The organism is Streptomyces sp. NPDC054847 (assembly GCF_053610925.1).
Genome location: NZ_JBSGZJ010000008.1, coordinates 26,599 through 43,487, shown reverse-complemented (window position 1 = coordinate 43,487; position 16,889 = coordinate 26,599). Strand labels below are relative to the sequence as shown.

14 protein-coding genes are annotated in these 16,889 nt (G+C 70.0%); 7 read left to right on the top strand and 7 right to left on the bottom strand.

Going from position 1 to position 16,889, the window contains the following annotated elements; genetic code table 11:
* The 4 genes from ACWGH4_RS02435 to ACWGH4_RS02420 form a co-directional block, all read left to right on the top strand.
* Positions 1-870, top strand: an 870-nt coding sequence (locus ACWGH4_RS02435) for a M20/M25/M40 family metallo-hydrolase (RefSeq protein ID WP_453454620.1), incomplete at its 5' end; no start/stop codon positions are given.
* An 11-nt stretch (positions 871-881) separates the two neighbouring features.
* Positions 882-2,879 (top strand): LpqB family beta-propeller domain-containing protein, encoded by a 1,998-nt coding sequence (locus tag ACWGH4_RS02430; protein ID WP_453454618.1) that lies wholly within the window; start codon positions 882-884, stop codon positions 2,877-2,879.
* The gene (locus tag ACWGH4_RS02425; protein ID WP_453454616.1) at positions 2,876-3,811 is read left to right on the top strand and encodes a S66 peptidase family protein; all 936 of its coding nucleotides are present in this window, start codon (positions 2,876-2,878) and stop codon (positions 3,809-3,811) included. The genes ACWGH4_RS02430 and ACWGH4_RS02425 overlap by 4 nt, the downstream gene beginning before the upstream one ends.
* Positions 3,812-3,996: 185 nt before the next feature.
* Positions 3,997-5,784 carry a CocE/NonD family hydrolase gene (locus tag ACWGH4_RS02420; RefSeq protein ID WP_453454614.1) on the top strand — a complete coding sequence of 596 codons (1,788 nt, stop codon included), beginning with the start codon at positions 3,997-3,999 and terminating at the stop codon, positions 5,782-5,784.
* On the opposite strand, the gene ACWGH4_RS02415 is transcribed toward ACWGH4_RS02420, so the two are convergent.
* Positions 5,785-6,852, bottom strand: a complete 1,068-nt coding sequence (locus ACWGH4_RS02415; RefSeq protein WP_453454612.1) for an adenosine deaminase — start codon at positions 6,850-6,852, stop codon at positions 5,785-5,787.
* 40 nt (positions 6,853-6,892) lie between these two features.
* Positions 6,893-7,639 carry a GntR family transcriptional regulator gene (locus ACWGH4_RS02410; RefSeq protein WP_453454610.1) on the bottom strand — a complete coding sequence of 249 codons (747 nt, stop codon included), beginning with the start codon at positions 7,637-7,639 and terminating at the stop codon, positions 6,893-6,895.
* Positions 7,640-7,803: 164 nt separating this feature from the next.
* Here ACWGH4_RS02410 and ACWGH4_RS02405 point away from each other — a divergent pair, with 164 nt between their 5' ends.
* From ACWGH4_RS02405 to ACWGH4_RS02395, 3 genes are all read left to right on the top strand, one after another.
* Positions 7,804-8,415 carry a GNAT family N-acetyltransferase gene (locus ACWGH4_RS02405; protein WP_453454608.1) on the top strand — a complete coding sequence of 204 codons (612 nt, stop codon included), beginning with the start codon at positions 7,804-7,806 and terminating at the stop codon, positions 8,413-8,415.
* A gap of 83 nt (positions 8,416-8,498) precedes the next feature.
* Positions 8,499-9,482 carry a tetratricopeptide repeat protein gene (locus tag ACWGH4_RS02400; protein WP_453454606.1) on the top strand — a complete coding sequence of 328 codons (984 nt, stop codon included), beginning with the start codon at positions 8,499-8,501 and terminating at the stop codon, positions 9,480-9,482.
* A gap of 167 nt (positions 9,483-9,649) precedes the next feature.
* Positions 9,650-10,330 (top strand): DNA alkylation repair protein, encoded by a 681-nt coding sequence (locus ACWGH4_RS02395; RefSeq protein WP_453454605.1) that lies wholly within the window; start codon positions 9,650-9,652, stop codon positions 10,328-10,330.
* A gap of 240 nt (positions 10,331-10,570) precedes the next feature.
* Here ACWGH4_RS02395 and ACWGH4_RS02390 read toward each other — a convergent pair whose 3' ends face one another.
* From ACWGH4_RS02390 to ACWGH4_RS02370, 5 genes are all read right to left on the bottom strand, one after another.
* Complete coding sequence (locus ACWGH4_RS02390; protein WP_453454622.1) at positions 10,571-11,479, bottom strand: carbohydrate ABC transporter permease; 909 nt, start codon at positions 11,477-11,479, stop codon at positions 10,571-10,573.
* A gap of 8 nt (positions 11,480-11,487) precedes the next feature.
* Positions 11,488-12,381 carry a carbohydrate ABC transporter permease gene (locus ACWGH4_RS02385; protein WP_453454603.1) on the bottom strand — a complete coding sequence of 298 codons (894 nt, stop codon included), beginning with the start codon at positions 12,379-12,381 and terminating at the stop codon, positions 11,488-11,490.
* A 98-nt stretch (positions 12,382-12,479) separates the two neighbouring features.
* Complete coding sequence (locus ACWGH4_RS02380) at positions 12,480-13,802, bottom strand: extracellular solute-binding protein (RefSeq protein WP_441261689.1); 1,323 nt, start codon at positions 13,800-13,802, stop codon at positions 12,480-12,482.
* 88 nt (positions 13,803-13,890) lie between these two features.
* A complete protein-coding gene (locus ACWGH4_RS02375) occupies positions 13,891-15,618 on the bottom strand; it encodes an alpha-glucosidase (RefSeq protein WP_453454601.1) in 1,728 nt (575 codons plus the stop codon).
* Between the two features lie 61 nt (positions 15,619-15,679).
* Positions 15,680-16,858 carry an ROK family protein gene (locus ACWGH4_RS02370; protein ID WP_453454599.1) on the bottom strand — a complete coding sequence of 393 codons (1,179 nt, stop codon included), beginning with the start codon at positions 16,856-16,858 and terminating at the stop codon, positions 15,680-15,682.
* Positions 16,859-16,889: the final 31 nt, after the last annotated feature.

Here is a 16,889-nt window from a genome sequence, read left to right as displayed (position 1 = left end):
GACGGCTCCGGCTTCCTCGCCACCGAGCACGCCGACCTCTTCGACGGCTGCACCGAAGGCATCAGCGAATCCGGCGCCTACACCTTCCACGCCGGCCCCGACATGGCGCTCTACCCGGTCGCCGCCGGCGAACGCGGCACGGCGTGGATGAGACTCACCGCGGACGGCAGGGCGGGCCACGGCTCCAAGGTCAACCGCGAGAACGCCGTGACCCGGCTCGCCGCGGCGGTCGCCCGGATCGGCGAACACCGCTGGCCGGTACGGCTCACACCGACCGTAACGGCCGCCCTGCTCGAACTCGCCGCGCTCCACGGCATCGACGTGACCAGGAAGGACCTGGAGACCACCGGCTTCGACGTCGACGAGCTGCTCGCCAAACTCGGCCCGGCCGCGAAGCTCGTCGAGGCGACGGTCCGCAACAGCTCCAACCCGACGATGCTGAACGCCGGTTACAAACTCAACGTCATCCCCGGTAACGCCACCGCCTACGTGGACGGGCGAATCCTCCCCGGCACCGACGAAGAGTTCCACGCGACCATGGACGCGCTCACCGGCCCCGACGTCCGATGGGACTTCTACCACAACGAGATCGCCCTCCAGGCGCCGGTCGACTCACCGACCTTCGCCAAACTCCGCGCCGCGATCGAGGCGTTCGACCCCGACGCCCACGTGGTCCCGTTCTGCATGTCGGGCGGCACCGACGCCAAGCAGTTCGCCCGGCTCGGCATCACCGGCTACGGCTTCTCACCGCTGAAGCTGCCACCCGGCTTCGACTACCAGGCGCTCTTCCACGGCGTCGACGAACGCGTCCCCGTCGACGCCCTCCACTTCGGCGTCCGGGTCCTCGACCACTATCTGCAGACCGCTTAGGGGGATCGGACATGGTGCCCACCGGGGCCTACGGAACCTGGCCGTCGCCGATCGACGCGGCCCTGGCGGCGTCGCACGACGGACGCCCCGAGTATCTCGGCGTGGTCGGCGACGAGGTGTGGTGGACCGCGCCCCGCCCGGCGGAGGGAGGCAGACGCGCCCTGATGCGCAGGCGGCCCGACGGCGCAGAGGAATCGGTGCTCCCCGCCCCGTGGAACGTCCGCAGCCGCGTCATCGAGTACGGCGGCATCCCCTGGGCCGGCTTCGACCGCGCGGAGCACGGCCCGCTCGTCGTGTTCGTCCACTTCCCCGACCAGCGGCTCTACGCCTACGAGCCCGACCGTCCGGGCGCCGAGCCGCGGCCCCTCACCCCCGTGTCGGACATCGGCGGCGGACTGCGCTGGGCCGATCCGCAACCGCGGCCCGAGCGCGGCGAGGTGTGGTGCGTCCTCGAGGAGTTCACCGGACCCTCTCCCACCGACGTCCGCCGGGTCGTCGCCGCCGTACCGCTGGACGGCTCGGCGGCCGGTGACCGGTCCGCGGTACGTGAACTCAGCGACGACCGGCACCACTTCGTCACGGGGCCGCGGCTGTCGCCCGACGGGACCAGGGCGGCGTGGATCGCCTGGGACCACCCGCGGATGCCGTGGGACGGCACCGTCGTCATGGTCGGCGACGTGACGGAAGACGGCCCGTTCGAGAACGTCCGGGCGGCGGCGGGCGGGAGCGACGAGTCGGTCGCCCAGGTCGAATGGGCCCCCGACGGCTCTCTCCTGTTCAGCGCCGACGGCGGCGGATGGTGGGAGCTCCAGCGCATCAGGCCCGGCGCCCCGGACCACGAGGGGCGCACACCGCTGTGCCCGGGCCGCGGCGAGGAGTTCGGCGGGCCGCTGTGGAAGATCGGCTCGCAGTGGTTCAGGCCGCTCCCCGGCGGACTGATCGCCGTCATCCACGGCAAGGGGGCGACCGCGCTCGGGATACTGGACCCGGAGACCGGCGAACTCGTCGACGCCCCCGGGCCGTGGAGCGAGTGGGCGCCGACCCTCGCCGTGCACGGCGACCGGGTGTTCGGCGTGGCGGCCAGCCCGCGCAGCGCGTACGAGATCGTGGAGCTGGACACCCGTACCGGCCGCGCCCGGGTCATCGGCAGCCCGCACGACGACCCCGTGGACCCGGCGTACTACCCCGAGCCGCAGATCCGTACCTTCACCGGGCCGGGGCACCGCGAGATCCACGCCCACATCTACCCGCCGCACAGCCCCGACCGGGTGGCGCCCGACGACGAGCTGCCGCCGTTCGTCGTCCGGGCGCACGGCGGCCCGACCGGCCGTGCGGGGCTCGTGCTCGACCTGGAGATCGCCTACTTCACCTCCCGCGGCATCGGGGTGGCCGAGGTCAACTACGGCGGCTCCACCGGCTACGGCCGCGAGTACCGCGACCGGCTCAAGGAGCAGTGGGGCGTCGTCGACGTCGAGGACTGCGCGGCCGTCGCGCAGGCGCTCGCCGACGAGGGGACCGCGGACCCCGCCCGCCTGGCGATCCGCGGCGGCAGCGCGGGCGGCTGGACCGCCGCCGCCTCGCTCGCCACCACGGATGTGTACGCCTGCGGCACGGTCCTCTTCCCGATCCTCGACCTCTTCGCCTGGGCCACGGGGGAGACCCACGACTTCGAGTCGCGGTACCTGGAGTCGCTGGTCGGCCCCATCGACGAGGTCCCCGCCCGCTACCGGGAACGCTCGCCGATCAACCACGTCGACCACATCACCGCGCCGTTCCTGCTGTTGCAGGGCCTGGACGACGTGATCTGCCCGCCGGTGCAGTGCGAACGGTTCCTGGAGCAGATCGCGGGGCGCCGGATCCCGCACGCGTACATCGCCTTCGAGGGCGAGGGCCACGGATTCCGCAGGACCGACACTCTGGTCCGGGCGCTCGAGGCCGAACTGTCGCTGTACGCCCAGGCCTTCGGCGTGTCCCGTCCCGACGTCCCCCTGCTGGAGCTGAGGAAATGAACCTGGAGCCGCTCGCACGTCCCAAGCGTCTGCGGGCCGGGGACCGGGTCGCCGTCGTCGCGCCCAGCGGTCCCGTCCCGGAAGAGCGCCTCGACGCCGGTCTGGACATCCTGCGCGGCTGGGACCTCGACCCCGTCGTCATGCCGCACGTCCGCGAGACGCACCCGGAGCTGGGGTATCTCGCGGGCTCGGACGAGGCCCGTGCCCGCGACCTCACCCGGGCGTGGTGCGACCCGTCGGTCTCCGCCGTGATCTGCGCACGGGGCGGGTACGGCGTCCAGCGGATGGTGGACCTCGCCGACTGGGACGCGATGCGCGCCGCCGGACCCAAGGTCTTCGTCGGCTACAGCGACATCACCGCGCTCCACGAGGCGTTCGCGGTGCGGATGGGACTTGCCACCCTGCACGGGCCGATGTCCGGCACGGAGGTCTTCCTCAAGGACGCCCGCACCCAGGACTCGCTGCGCGCCACGCTCTTCGAGCCGGAGACCGTTCAGCGGCTCCATGGCGTCGGGGAGGTCCGCCCCATGGTGTCCGGCCGCGCCCGCGGGGTCACCCTCGGCGGTTGCGTCTCGCTGATCGCCGCGGACCTGGCCACCTCCTGTGCCCGGCCGTCCGCACGGGGCGGGCTGCTGCTGATCGAGGACGTGGAGGAGGAGAACTACCGCCTCGACCGGATCCTTACGCAGCTGCTGCGTGCCGGGTGGCTCGACGGTGTCGCGGGCGTCGTCCTCGGCTCCTGGGCGCAGTGCGGCCCCTACGAGCAGATCCGCGCGGTCCTCGCCGACCGGCTCGGCGGGCTGGGCGTCCCGGTCGTCGAGGAGTTCGGCTTCGGCCACGGCCCCACGAACCTCACGATGCCGCTCGGTGTCCCGGCGGTGCTGGACGCGGACGCGGGGACGCTGACGCTGGACGTGCCGGCGCTGATCTGATCCGCCGCTGGTCCGGTCCCTGCTGAACATCTGTCGACAACCTCACGCACGAGCGTTGACGTGCATCTGACATGTCCCGCAGCATGGGCGTCGGCCGCCTACTTACCGGTCGGTATGGCGAGTTGGGTCATGTCGACCTCGGACACGGCGGCCCCTGTTGTGACGTCCTCGATGCGGAGGTCCTCGTGTCCCGTGCCCTGCCCCGAAGCCGCAAGGCCCTCGCCCTGGCCGCGGGAGCGGCGTTCCTCGCACCGCTCACGGCCGCCTCCACCGCCACGGCCGACCAGACGCCGCAGTCCGCCTACAGCGTCACCGCGCTGAAGTTCACCGTCCAGGCAGGCCGCAGGACCTGCGTGATCGACGCCGACCTCTACCGCCCCGCCGGCCTCGACCGGCACCGCACCGCTCCCGCCGTCCTCACCACCAACGGCTTCGGCGGCAGCAAGGCCGACGGCTCGACGGACGCCACGGCCCGGGCGTTCGCGGCCCGCGGCTATGTCGCACTGGCCTACTCCGGTCTGGGTTTCGGCGCTTCCGGCTGCCTGATCTCCCTCGACGACCCGGACATCGACGGCAGATCCGCCTCACGGCTCATCGACTTCCTCGCCGGGAAGCGCGCCGCCGACGACGGCACGACGGCCGACTTCGTGACCAGGGACGGTCACGGCGACCCGCGCGTCGGCATGATCGGCGGCTCGTACGGCGGGGCGATCCAGCTGGCCACCGCCGCCGTGGACCACCGGGTCGACGCCCTCGTCCCGATGATCACCTGGAACGACCTCAACCACTCACTCGACCCCAACAACGCGGTCGCGACGACCGTGCCGGGTGCCTTCAAATGGCAGTGGGCCGACGGCTTCTGGCTGATCGGGGAGGGGCAGCCGCTGACGAACCCGAACCTGGACCCCTCACGCTTCGGTTCGTTCCAGTGCCTGCACTTCGTCGCCAAGGCCTGCGACACGCTGCGCCTGCTCAACTCCGGCCGCTATCCCGCCGACCGGGTCGACGCGATGCGGACATTCGCCCGCAGCGTCTCGCCCGTCTCCTATCTGCCGCGCGTCGAAGCGCCCACGCTGCTGGTCCAGGGGCAGGCCGACAGTCTGTTCACCCTCAACGAGGCACAGAACAGCTACCGGACGCTGAAGGCCGAAGGCACCGAGACCAAGATGATCTGGCAGTCGTGGGGACACAGCGGCGGCATGACCGACCCCGCGTCCGGAGAGCTCAACCTCGGCGAGGGCAACCTCGAGGCGAGTTACGTGGGCCGGCGGATCCTCGCCTGGTTCGACCGGTACCTGCACAAGAACACCGCCGTGGACACCGGCCCCGACTTCGCCTACTACCGCGACTGGCAAAGCGGCTACGGCGAGGCGGCCGCCGTGCCCTCCCTCTCCCAGAAGCTCTACCTGTCCGGCGACGGCAAACTCGTCGACGCCCGCGCCAAGGTCGCACGCGGCAGCCGCACCTACACCAACCTGCTCGTCCCGACCAGCCACTCGGAATCCTCGCTCGCCGGCGTCATCGGTGCGCCCGACATCCGGCCGTACGACATGAAGGGCACCCACCTGGGCTGGCGGAGCGAGCCGCTGACATCGCCCGTCGACGTGGTCGGCGCGCCCCGGGCCCGGCTCAAGGTGGTCTCACCCCGGACGGAACGCGTCCAGCACTCCGGGGACGCGGCCGACAAGCTGGTGCTGTTCGCCAAGGTGTACGACATCGCGCCGAACGGCACCAAGACCCTGGTGAACCGCCTGGTCGCGCCGGTCCGGGTACCGGACGTGACCAAGGCGTTCACGGTGGAGCTGCCGGCCGTCGTGCACCGCTACGAAACCGGGCACCGGCTGGAGTTCGTCATCGCGGCGAGCGACACGGCGTACTTCGGCAACCGCGGCGTCAAACCCGTCACGGTCGTCAGCGCGCCCGGCGACACCGGAGTGCTCGAACTCCCCGTCGTCCGGGGATCCCTGTCCTGACTACGCTCCGAGGGCCGCGTACCCGGGCCGGATCACCTCGTCGATCAGCCGCTGCCGCTCCGGCAGCGGCAGGAACGCCGACTCCACCGCCGCGACGGTGAACTCCTCGAACACCTCGGGCCCGTAGCCGAAGGCGTCCACCATGTGCCGGAACTCCTCGCTCATGGTGGTGCCCGAGACGAGACGGTTGTCGGTGTTCAGGGTGACGCGGAAGCCGAGGCGGCGCAGCAGGTCGATGGGGTGCGTGTCGTAGGACTTCGCCGCGCCCGTCTGGAGGTTGGACGTCGGGCAGACCTCCAGAGCGATGCGGTTGTCGCGCACGTACGAGGCGAGTCGGCCGAGCGTGGCCGTGCCGTCGTCGTGGACCTGGATGTCGTCCGTGATCCGGACACCGTGTCCGATCCGCTCCGCGCCGCACACCTGCACGGCCTCATGGATCGACTCCGCGCCGACCGCCTCGCCGGCGTGGATCGTGAAGTGGCAGTTGTGGCGGCGCAGGTGCTGGAAGGCGGCGAGGTGGCGGGCCGGCGGATTGCCGACCTCACCGCCCGCTATGTCGAACCCGGCGACACCGCGGTCGCGGTGCGCGACCGTCAACTCGGCGATCTCCAGGGAACGGTCGGTGTGCCGCATACCGGTGAGCAGCGCACGCACGGTGATCCTCCCGCCGCTGCGCCGCTCACCCTCCCGCAGCCCCGCGTTGACCGCGTCCACGACCTCGTCGAGCCCGAGCCCCCGCTCCTGGTGCTGCTCGGGCGCGTACCGCACCTCTGCGTACACGACACCGTCCGCGGCCAGGTCCTCGGCGCACTCGGCGGCGACACGCTCCAGCGCCTCGCGGGTCTGCATCACCGCGCAGGTGTGGGCGAAGGTCTCCAGGTAACGCTCCAGCGACCCCGAGTCGGCGGCGTCCCGGAACCAGACCGCGAGAGCGGCCGGATCCTCGGTCGGCAGCCCCTGATAGCCGCAGTCGCGAGCCAGCTCGATGATCGTCCCGGGCCGCAGCCCGCCGTCGAGGTGGTCATGGAGGACGGCCTTGGGTGCGCGCAAGATGTCAGACAAGTGCATCCGGGGAGTGTACGGCACGGGGACGGGTCGGCCCCCCCGCTCAGTTCGACTGGCGTACCGGCAGCGCCCCCGCCCCCGTCGCCAGCACATGCTTCGCCGCCAGTACCGGTACCTCCCCCACCCGCACCACCTGCGTCACCAGGACCGCCGGCGTGTCCGCCGCCCGGTCGAGCTGTCGGCCGCGGCGGGTGCCGAGAAGCGTCGCGGTCACGCCGCTGTGCGCGGTGAGGGCGATCCCGCGGGACGCCCCGGTCAGCGCGGCGAGCATCGAGACCGCGGGCCCCGCCTCCCGCAGCGCCGCCGCGAACGCGGGATGCGCCGCCTCCAGCGTCTCCTCCGGCGCGGCCCACTCGTGGCTCAGCACCCCCGTAGCGCCGTCGCCGTCCAGCAGGGACTCCCAGAAGCGCAGCTCGGACCCGGCGGGCGCGAGCAGATGCTGGGTGGTGAAATCGGTCGGTTCCTCCGTGGTCCGAAGCAGCGGCCGCACCCGCAGCGGCGTTCCGGCGCCGGAGAGCAGCAGCTCCAGCGGCTGGAGGTGCTCGTAACCGCGCCGGGGCGGATGGGCGTTGACCGTACGGCCGACCCCTCGGCGCACGGACAGCAGGCCGTCCTCCTGGAGCAGCAGCAGCGCCTCACGCAGGGCGGGGCGGCTGACGCCGAGCTCGCCGGCGAGCCGGGGCTCCGAGGGGAGGGTGGACCCGGGCGGGTAGACGCCCTCGCGGATGGCGTCCGCGATCCGCTCGTACAGGACGACGACGGGTCTGCGCTGCTGCCTGCTCACTGCCACTGGACCGGTCCTTCCCTGGGCTCACCACGTGGTGCGGGCCTCCTCTGCGATCCCGCCGAGGGGCGCACACCCTGTCTGACAAGTCTCTCACCGATGCGGCGCGGGGGACGGGCGCCCTGGTAACGGAGCGGCCTCGGAGACGGGCCGCATGACAAGCTGACGCCATGTCCGAGTCCGAGCCCCGGTCTTCCACAGGCGACCCGTACGTCGCCACCGGCACACGCGTCGCCCTGCGCCACCTCACGTACGAGGACGCCGCGGAATTCACCGCGGCCGCGCGGCGGAGCAAGGACCACCACCGGCCGTGGCTCTTCCCGCCGCTCACAGCCGACGACTACGCCGGGTACGCGCGGCGGCTCATCGAGGACCCGGCCCGTGCGGGCTTCCTGGTGTGTGAGCGCCCGGCCGGCAGGATCGCCGGATACATCAACATCAACAACATCGTCCACGGCGCGTTCCTGAGTGGCGCCGTGGGTTACGGGGCCTTCGCGCACGCCGTGGGCCGCGGTCTGATGGGGGAGGGGCTGCGGCTCCTGGTCGAGCACGCCTTCGCGCGGGGCGGCCTGGGGCTGCACCGCCTGGAGGCCAACATCCAGCCCGGAAACACGGCTTCGCTGGGACTCGTACGGTCGGTCGGCTTCAGGCTCGAGGGCTACTCGCCCGACTTCCTGTACATCGACGGCGCCTGGCGCGACCACGAGCGCTGGGCGATCACCCGGGAGATGACGACCCGGGACCGATCCGTCGGAGACGCAGGCAGCCGCCTTCAGCCGTGAGCGTGCCGTGGCCGACGGGCATCGTGTCCAGCGAGACATGACCGACGGGCCTGACGTGATCGGGTCAGGACTATCCTCGGACGATGTCGAATCGGGCGGTAGCAGCTGGTGTCGGTCTCGCGCGGGTGTTGGCGCACTGCGGGGGCAGTCCGGCGGCAGCGGTGGATCATCTGGCGGGCGCCATCGCCTCCGCGCCCGAGGACCCGGAGCCCTATGCGGTCCTTGCCGAATTGTGGAAGGACAAGCGGTCGGAGCTGGCCGAGGTCGTGCGGAACGGTGACTCGTTGAGGACGGTACTGGCGCGGTCGTACATCAGCTTCCTCGAGGGCGACATGGACGACGCGGCGCTGTCGATCGGCTCGGTCACGGGTGTGCGGCCCGGCATCGCCTGGGCGAAAGCCCCCTGGTTCGGCGACGAGCGATTCCTCGGCGCGGTAAGTGCCGACGCGCTGGCCGAGGCCGCGATGCGGACGATGGACTACGGCCATGGTCTGGACTCCGAAAGCATGCGGGAACGGTTCCGGCCCTGGTTCGACGCCATCGACGCGGTCGTCGCCCGCCGGCCGCTGCCGGAGGCGTTGGCCAAGATGGCGATCCTGCTGCGGGCGTGCGGTCTCACCGACGCGTCGTTCGCCCTCTGCGACCGGGCGGACGCCGTTGAGCGGCTCATGCTGACGGAGGTCGTGCGGGCGGGCACATGGCGCAAGTTGGGCGATTTCGAGCAGACCGCCGCGGCGTTCGAGCGCGCGCTCACGCTGGACCCGGCCAACTGGTCGCTCTTCCTCGACCTGGCCGACGTGCGCGCCGAGCAGGGCGACTTCGCCTCCGCCGTCCGCCTGGTCGCCGAGGGAATGAAGCACGAGCCGGCCGACCTCACACTCCGCGCGGCCGGGGCGGCCTACCGGTCTCGGCTCACCGGCTCCCCGGCGGACCTGAGTGAACTCGTCGAACTGGTGCCGAACCTGCCGAACGACTCGTACCGGGACCTGCTGATTGATGTCGCGTGCGCCGGCCCCGCGCTGCCCGCCGACCTGGTGGCGGCGGCCCGCCGCATCCAGAACACCTGAGGCTTCGCCGCGTCCCGGCGGATCGGTCGCCGTGAGAGTGCCCTCCCTGGTGGGGGCCGAGGACGCGCGATGTCGTGTCCCTGGCCGCCGCCGAACCGGCATGTCCGGTCCGGAGGCCGACCTCCGCGTAGGCTGAATTCCCGCACACGACGGACAGGAGGGCCGAGGTGGCCGAGACGACGGCGGCCGAGGTCATGGCCGAGCTTGCCGAGCTCGAGGACCCGAAGGCACGCGAGGTGAACGAGAGACACGGTGACGATCACGGTGTGAATCTCGGCAAGCTGCGCGCGCTCGCGAAGCGGCTCAAGACGCAGCAGGAACTCGCGTGCCGGCTCTGGGAGACGGACGACAGCGCGGCGAGACTGCTGGCGATCCTGATCTGCCGCCCGAAGGCGTTCGAGCGTGACGAACTGGACGCCATGGTGCGCCAGGCGCGCACGCCCAAGGTGCACGACTGGCTCGTGAACTACGTGGTGAAGAAGAGCCCGCACTCCGAAGACCTGCGCCGGGCATGGTCCGCCGATCCCGACCCGGTGGTCGCGAGTGCCGGCTGGGCGCTGACCACCGAACGTGTGGCGAAGAAGCCCGACGGTCTCGACCTCGAGGGACTGCTCGACGTCATCGAGGCGGAGATGAAGGACGCCCCGGACCGCCTGCAATGGGCGATGAACCACTGCCTGGCCCAGATCGGGATCGAGCACGCCGAGCACCGCGCCCGCGCGATCGGCATCGGGGAGCGCCTGGAGGTCCTCAAGGACTACCCGACTTCCCCAGGCTGCACGTCTCCGTTCGCGCCGACCTGGATCACCGAGATGGTGCGCCGGCAGCAGGACAAGACGGTGGCTTGACCGGCGGCGCGGTTCCCCGGGGGAAGGGCCAAAGGTCTGATGCGGTGCGGCCTGTCCGCGCTTCTCCTTGCCGCTCTCCCGGCGCGCTCCCGGCAGAAGCCGACAACAGGACCGCACGACGGGTGGGGATGCAAGGTGACGACGGCTCGAGGTGCTGCGCTGTCGGTAGGCGGGCGCGATATGTGGACCCCGGGTCCGGCTGCGGGGCGGGCGTTGGCCGGACCCGGGGTGGTGCGGTGGCTACTTGACGGCGCCGGCTGTCAGGCCGCGGGTCAGGGAACGTTGGAAGATGAGGAAGAAGACGACCATGGGGATGATGCCGAGAAGGGCTGCGGCGCTCATGGCGGTGGGGTCGCTGGTGTACTGCCCCTGCATGACCGACAGTCCGAGCGGGACGGTCTGGTTGTCGTTGGAGATGAGCAGGACGAGGGGGTAGAGGAACTCGTTCCAGCTCCAGACGAAGAAGAAGACGCACATCACCGAGAGGGTGGGCCAGCTCATGGGGAGGACGATGCGCCACAGGATGGTCCACCGGCCGGCTCCGTCCATGGAGGCGGCTTCGATCAGTTCGCGGGGGAAGCTGCTGAAGACGGAGGAGAGCAGGTAGGTGCCGAAGGCGCTGTAGGTGATGCCGACGAGGATGGTGTAGCCGAGCTTGCCGTCGTAGAGGCCCATCTCTTTGAAGAGGTAGTAGATGGGGTAGACCAGGCCTTCTTGCGGCAGGACGTTGGAGCCGAGGAAGAAGACGAGGAACGCGGTGCGCCAGCGCACTCGTCCGATGCCGATGGCGTAGGCGTTGAAAAGGGCGAACAGGACGGCGATGAGGACGACGCCGAGGCTGATCTGGATGCTGTTGACCAGCTTCTGGCTGAAGTCGACGCGTTCCCAGACGTCGCTGATGATCTCCCAGTTCCACTGGACGGGCCAGGAGAGTGATCCGTTGGTCCGGTAGTCCGCGCTGGTCTTGAACGAGTTGAGCAGGATGATGACGAACGGGGAGAGGAAGGCCAGGACGAAGACGCCGACTGCGGCGGTGACGGCGTAGGAGCCGGCGCTGCGCTTGCGTGGCCTCTTGCTGGAGCGAGTGGCTGGGGCGGCCGGGTGTATCGGCGGGTGGGCGCCGTGCTCGGCCGTGCGTTCGGTGGTCATGGTCATGGTCATCCGTCCTCGCGGGCCTGGCGGGTGAGCATCGTTGCCGCGATGATCAGCACGAGCAGGGTGATGGTGCTGGAGATGGCTGATCCGTAACCGACGTCGGCGCGTTCGAAGAAGTTCTGGTAGGCGAAGTAGGCGGGGACCAGGGTGGAGTTGCCGGGTCCTCCTCCGGTGAGGACGAAGATCTGTGCGAAGACCTTCAGGCCGGCGATGGTGGTGGTGACCAGGACGACGTAGACCTCGGGACGGAGGATCGGCACGGTGATGCGGGTGAAGCGCTGCCACCACGTGGCGCCGTCGAGGGCGGCTGCTTCGTAGAGTTCGGGATCGATGCGCTGGAGGCCGGAGAGGAACAGCACCAGGGGATAGCCGAGCTGCATCCAGACAAGGACGGCGAGGACGATCCACAGGGCGAGGTCGGGGTCGCCGAGCCAGTTCTCGGCGAGGGAGGAGAGGCCGACGGTCTCGAGGATGCTGTTGACGGCACCTTCGGGGGCGAGGATCCAGCCCCACATGAGGCCGGTGACGGCGACGGGGATGACCTGGGGCAGGTAGAGGCCGGATCGGAAGACGCTGACGATGCCGTCGCCGTGCTTCTTGCCGATGTAGTCGAACATCAGGGCGGCGAGGAAGAGGCCGAGGAGTGTGGGGACGACCGCGATGCCGATGATGACGACGGCGATGTTGCGGAACGAGGCCCAGAAGTCGGCGTCTTGGAAGAGGCGAACGTAGTTGTCCAGGCCGGTGAAGACGGGGTCGCCGATGCCCTGCCATTCGGTGAGGCTGTAGTAGAAGGTCATCACCAGCGGGACGACGAGGAAGAGCAGGCTCAGGAGCAGGCCGGGTGCGAGGAAGACTGCGTAGCCTGTGGCCCGCGGGTGACGTGTGGCTTTCACTGTTGCTCCTAGGTGGGCGGGACGGCGGCCCGGTGCGGGCGGGCCGCCGTTCCCCGGAGGAAGGGTGAGGGACCGGCGTGGCGAGGGCCGGTCGAGCCTCAGGATCGGGTCGCCGCGTACTTCTCGTAGGGGGCTGCCAGCTCGTCGAGAACGGAGTGGGGCTTGCCGCCGTTCATGAGGTTCTGGGTGGCGCCCAGCCAGGTGTCGTAATAGCCGGCGACGGGCCAGTCGGGGTAGAACGCGAGTCCGCTGCCGTCCTGGTAGGTGGCGAAGGCCTGGATCAGTTCACGGGAGCGCGGGTTGGTGATGGTGTCGGCCTTGGCCGCCAGGGGGATGTTGCCCTCCTCGCCGATGAGCTTCTGGATCTTCTCGGACATGGTGATGTCGATGAAGTCCTCGGCGAGCTTCTTGTTCTTCGCCTTGGTGGGGACGACCCAGTTGTTGCCGCCGGAGCCGAGGGTCTTCTCGCTGCCCGGGTAGGGGCCGGTGGACCACTTGAAGTCGGTGATGTCGTTGGTCAGGCTGCCGAACCACCAGTTGCCGCCGACCATGATGGGCCGCTTCTGGGACACGAACTGTTCGGTCATGTCGGAGCCCTTGAGGCCGACGTCCTTCTGCTCGAAGTAGCCCTTGTCGAGCCAGTCCTTGTACGTATTGACGGCGTAGGTCCACTCGGGGCCGTGGAAGTCCACCTTGCCCTTGTAGAGCTGGTAGTTGTCGACCCAGGTGTTGTCGGCCTTGGACACGGCGAGCAGGTAGAGCCAGTGGCCGGCGGGGTGATCGTTGCCGGCGTTGGCGAGCGGGGTGATTCCGGCGGCCTTGAACTTGGCGAGGGCGGCTTCGAAGCTCTTGAGGTCGGTGGGCTTGGCGACGTTGTGCTTCTTGAACAGATCGTCGTTGTAGTAGGTGAGGACGAACTCGCCGTAGTTGGGTATGCCGTACCACTTGTCGCCGCCCATCTCGCCCTTGGCGTCGTAGCGGGCGGTGACGGAGGCGCTCTCGCTGATCTTCTTGTCCCAGCCGCGTTCCTTCGCGGTGGCGGTCAGATCGGTGAGCAGGCCCTGCTTGGCGAGCAGGCCGGTGGTGGCGTTGCCCTTGTTGTACTCCATGACGTCGGGCGCCTTGTCGGAGTTGAGGATCATGCCTGCGTTCTGCTGGATCTGCTCGAAGGTCTTTCGTTCGAAGACGACCTTCACGTCGGGGTGGGTCTTCTTGAACTCTGCGATGGCCGCGTCCCAGGCCCTGCTGAGGGCGCCGTCCTCCTGCTCGTAGTGCCACAGGCGCAGGGTCTTGCCGTCTCCCTCTGCTGTGTCGGATCCGCCGCCGCATGCGGCGAGCGGTGCCACGAGTGCCAGGGCGGACACGGCGAGCAGCGCTCGGCGTGTGGTGCGGCGGGTGGCACGGAGGCGCATGTTCGTCATGAGATTTCCTTGGGTCTGCACGGGTAGGGCGGTGCGGGGGGATAGACGGTGGGGCTTCGGGGCTCTTTCGGCAGGACGGTGGGGGGTGTCAGGCGTTGCGGCGGTGGACGCGGGCTTCCCAGGGCCGCAGGGTGTGCCGGGCGGCGAGAGGTGTGGTCGCGGGGACGTTGGCGATGAGCGTCTCGCTGTGTTCCCAGCCTTCGGGCAGGTCGACGGTGAGGCCGGTTGCGCCGAAGTTGGCGAGGACGAGCAGTTCGGTGCCGGATGCGGCGTCGTGGCGGGTGAAGGCGTAGAACTGTTCGTGGTCCGGGTGGAGCATGTGGAAGTCGCCGTGGGTGAGGGCGGGTTCGGTGTGCCGCAGGGCGATGAGGCGGCGGTAGTAGTGGAAGACGGAGTCCGGGTCGGCGAGTTGGGCCTTGGCGTTGACGGTGCGGTGGTCGGGGTTGACCGCGATCCACGGTGTGCCGGTGGTGAAGCCGGCGTGCTGGGTGGTGTCCCACTGCATCGGGGTGCGGGCGTTGTCGCGGCTGCGGTGGCGCAGGCCGGCGAGGACGCTGTTCTCGTCGGCGCCGAGGGCGGTCTGCTCGCGGTGGTGGTTGAGGGACTCGATGTCGCGGAAGTCGTCGATCGAGGCGAAGGGCGCGTTGGCCATGCCGAGTTCCTCGCCCTGGTAGACGTAGGGCGTGCCGCGGTGCAGGTGGAGGACGGTGGCCAGCAGCTTGGCGGAGCGGTCGCGGTAGGCGGGGCCGTCGTCGCCGAAGCGTGAGACGACACGCGGCTGGTCGTGGTTGTTCCAGTACAGGCTGTTCCAGCCGGTGTCGCCGAGGCCGGTCTGCCACCGTCCGAGGCTGGCTTTGAGGTCGGTCAGTTTCAGGGGCCGGACGTCGAACTTCCCTCCGGGGCCCTGGTCGAGGCCGACGTGCTCGAACTGGAAGACCATGTCGACCTCGCGGCGGGCGGGGTCGGTGAAGAGTCTGGCCTCCTCCACCGTGACGCCGGGCATCTCGCCGACGGTCAGCAGCCTGCGCGGGTGGCCCTCGAAGACCTCGCGGTGCATCTCGGCGAGGAACTCGTGGATCCGGGGACCGCAGATGTAGTGGGGGCTGCCGTCCCCGTAGCGGTCCCCCTCGTGCACGATCCCGTCCGGGAGCCCGGGTGCCTTGGAGATGAGGTTGATGACGTCCATCCGGAAGCCGTCGACACCCCGGTCGAGCCACCAGCGCATCATGGTGTGCACCGCCCGGCGGACGACCGGGTTCTCCCAGTTGAGGTCGGGCTGCTTACGGGAGAAAAGGTGCAGGTAGTACTCGCCGCTCGTCTCGTCGTAGGTCCAGGCGGGGCCCGAGAAGAAGGAGCCCCAGTTGTTGGGTTCCGCGCCCGGTGTGCCCGGTTCCATGCCGTCGCGGGCGGGCCGCCAGATGTACCAGTCGCGCTTGTCGCCGTGAGGGCCGTCCTCACGGGAGGCCGTGAACCACGGGTGTTCGTCGGAGGTGTGGTTGACGACCAGGTCCATGACGAGCTTCATGCCGCGCTCGTGGACGGCCTCGAGGAGGCGGTCGAAGTCGGCCAGGGTTCCGAACAGCGGGTCGATGTCCTGGTAGTCGCTGATGTCGTAGCCGTTGTCGTCGTGCGGCGACGGATAGACGGGCGAGAGCCACAGCACGTCGACACCGAGCTCGGAGAGGTAGTCGAGGCGCTCGATGATGCCTTGCAGATCGCCGATGCCGTCCGCGTCCGAGTCGGCGAAGCTGCGCGGATAGATCTGGTAGACCACCGCCTCGCTCCACCAGGCGTCTGCGGGACTGGCTTCGTTCACGGGCACGTCAGAACCTCATCGTCTGTCTTCGGGTGCGTGTGGGTGATGTCACCGGCGACGGTCAGATCGCCGCTCCGACCGCGTCACTGATGACCAGGCAGGCTGCGCCCCTGGCCCACAGGTCGTGCCGGACCGGGTCCACGTGGATCTGGCAGTCGCGGGCCGCGGTGGAGAATGCGTGGGCGTCCAGGGCTGCGGTCATGGCCGGGCCGAAGAGGTCGTGGGCGACCGCTCCTTCACCGGCGATGATGATCTTCTGCAGGTTGAGCAGGTTGCACAGTCCGGCCAGGCCTCGTCCCAGAGCGGTGCCGGCTTCGGTGAAGGCGGAGCCGGCAACTGTGTGGCCGGAGGTGCCCGGCGAACGGGCGAGGTCGATGGCGTGCGCGATGGAGGTGCAGTCGACTCCGCCGTCCTGCAGGTGCCTCAGCACGGCCCTGTCGCCGGCCAGGGCTTCCAGGCATCCGCGGCGGCCGCAGCTGCACATGGGGCCTGCTGGGTCCAGCGGCATGTGGCCGAGCTCGCCGGCGATTCCGGAGGTGCCGGAGAAGAGCGTGCCGTCGAGGAAGAGGCCGCACCCGATACCGGGGCCGACTGTGACCACGGCGAACGAGTCCATGTCGCGGCCTTCGCCGAACCAGCGTTCGGCGACGACCAGTGTGTTGACGTCGTTGTTGACCACGACCGGCAGGCCGGTGGCCTCACGCAGAGGCCGGGCGACGTCGACCTTGTTCCAGTCGAGCAGCGCCGAGTACCGGCAGACGCCCGAGGTGGAGTCGACGTGGCCGCTGACCCCCACCCCCAGGCCGAGAACCCTGTCCGCCGCTCCGGATACCTCGGAGAGAAGCCGGCCGGTCAGGGAAGCCGCGGCGGACAGGGCCGTTTCGGGTGTGCGGTCGGCGATGTGCTCCTCGGCGCGGGCGAGGACGCGTGCGGCCATGTCGGTGATCACCCCGGACACCAGGGCCGGGCCGATCTTCATGCCGACGACGAGGTGCTTGTCCGCGTTGACGTGCAGCATCTTCTGCGGCCGGCCCCGACCTTGGGGTGCTGAGTCGCTCTCGCGCAGGTAGTCGTGCTCGAGCAGCGGGGGCAGCATCCGGGTCACCGAGGAGGGCACCAGGCCCAGGCGCTGGGCGAGCTGGGTCCGCGAAATGGGCCCCGCGGTCAGGACCGTCGCGAAGATCTCCGCACGGGTCTGCTCACTGACCAGCTCCGAGAAACGGATCTTGGACGGGGTCATTGCGCGATGCCTCCACAGGTGGATCGAGAGG